This window comes from Desulfofundulus sp. (assembly GCF_049701015.1).
Taxonomy (GTDB): Bacteria; Bacillota; Desulfotomaculia; order Desulfotomaculales; family Desulfovirgulaceae; genus Desulfofundulus.
Genome location: NZ_JBNATZ010000399.1, coordinates 1 through 1,404, shown reverse-complemented (window position 1 = coordinate 1,404; position 1,404 = coordinate 1). Strand labels below are relative to the sequence as shown.

General features: G+C 56.7%; 3 protein-coding genes. All 3 read left to right on the top strand.

Going from position 1 to position 1,404, the window contains the following annotated elements:
• Positions 1-337, top strand: a 337-nt coding sequence (locus ACPLUI_RS14835) for a hypothetical protein (RefSeq protein ID WP_424661012.1), incomplete at its 5' end; no start/stop codon positions are given.
• The gene (locus ACPLUI_RS14830; protein ID WP_424661011.1) at positions 262-882 is read left to right on the top strand and encodes a DUF1670 domain-containing protein; all 621 of its coding nucleotides are present in this window, start codon (positions 262-264) and stop codon (positions 880-882) included. The genes ACPLUI_RS14835 and ACPLUI_RS14830, both read left to right, overlap by 76 nt.
• Before the next feature lie 29 nt (positions 883-911).
• The coding region (locus tag ACPLUI_RS14825) for a hypothetical protein (protein WP_424661010.1) at positions 912-1,404 on the top strand (493 nt) is incomplete at its 3' end.

Sequence of the window (1,404 nt, the reverse complement as noted above, 5' to 3'; positions counted from 1 at the left end):
TGCCCGGGTTACCGGTGTTCACCCCAGGTTGGTAGACAAGTACCTGGAGCTGGCTAAAAGGGCTCCCGGAGGCTATCTTTCACGGCTAAAGGTGTCTTTGGGTCTTTTATCTGACCCGCATGAAGAGGAGGACCCGGCAGCCCGGCTTTTCCATGTATTGCAGACGGAGCACAATTTTTCGCCGGCCAAAGCCCGGGCCTTTTTGCGCCTGCTGGAAAACCACCTGGAAGAATACAGGGAAACCGTCCTCCCGGCAGCGTGGTGTACTACGCCGTCTCCGACCAGGAGCCACCGGGCAAACCGCTGGACGAATGCCGGCTGGTACCCGTCAACTTAAGTTTTTACAGCCCCGAGGATGAAGAAAAGCTGAATCCAGACACCACTTCACAACTCAAGTGGCAGCGCATTTTACGCTATACGGGGGAGGCCAAAGCCCAGGGGGCATGTCTTGGCCAGCCGGACCTGGCCTTCCTTCTGGGGGTGCATCCCTCGGTAATCCAGCGCCTGATGAGCGAGAACAGGCAGGTGTTTGTTCCCACCCGGGGCAACCTGGCTGACATGGGGCCGGGTATCTCCCATATGAGCAAAATAGTGGAGCTCTACCTGCAGGGATACACGGAAACCCAGATCAAACACCGGACAGGCCACAGCTACGAGAGTATAGAGGCCTATCTAAAAACCTTTGCCACCTATGTGGGGCTTTGTGAACGCGGCCTGCCCTTGCCCCTGATCCGCAAGGTAATGCACCGCTCGGCAAGGGTGGTGAAAACCTGTGCCGCCCTTTACGAGCGGTTTAATCAACCTGAATACCAGTGGGTGCTCACACGCATCCGCCAGATATTCGCCCGCGAGCAGGCGGTAAAAAAGGGGGTGGTTCCATAGGCCGGAAGAGGTTCTCTTCTTACGACTCTTTGGGAGAGAAAAACCTCTTCAATGCCCAGCGTTGCGAATTAATCCGGCGTTTCGACCTGAACAAGGAGTCCTGGCTGGCCGATGAGATTTGTTTAAGATTTAACCAGTTGATGGATGAAGATGAGGCCGGTGACGGTATTGAACGCTTAAAACCCGGAGAACTCCTGATCTCTTTTCAGGGGAAACGGGTGGTCATTCCTCTTTTATCTGCAGAAGTAATTTCCATCCTGCAGCGCAGCGGCAGCTTTTCCCGGGCTAAAGCCACGGTGGAAAAAATGGCGCTAAAGGCCATGAAGCGTGTGGCCCCCGGAGCAACAATGGAGGACTTACGGGCCATCATCAGCCCCAGGGACCGGCTGCCCCATACCGGGGACGGGGATCGTAAAAAGGCTGCTCTCCCCAGGTATCTGGCCGGTCCTCTGGCGCCACCGCAGATGGTTAACGCCCGCACGGTGGACAGGCCCGCCGAGGACGATGTGCTGGTTCCCCAGG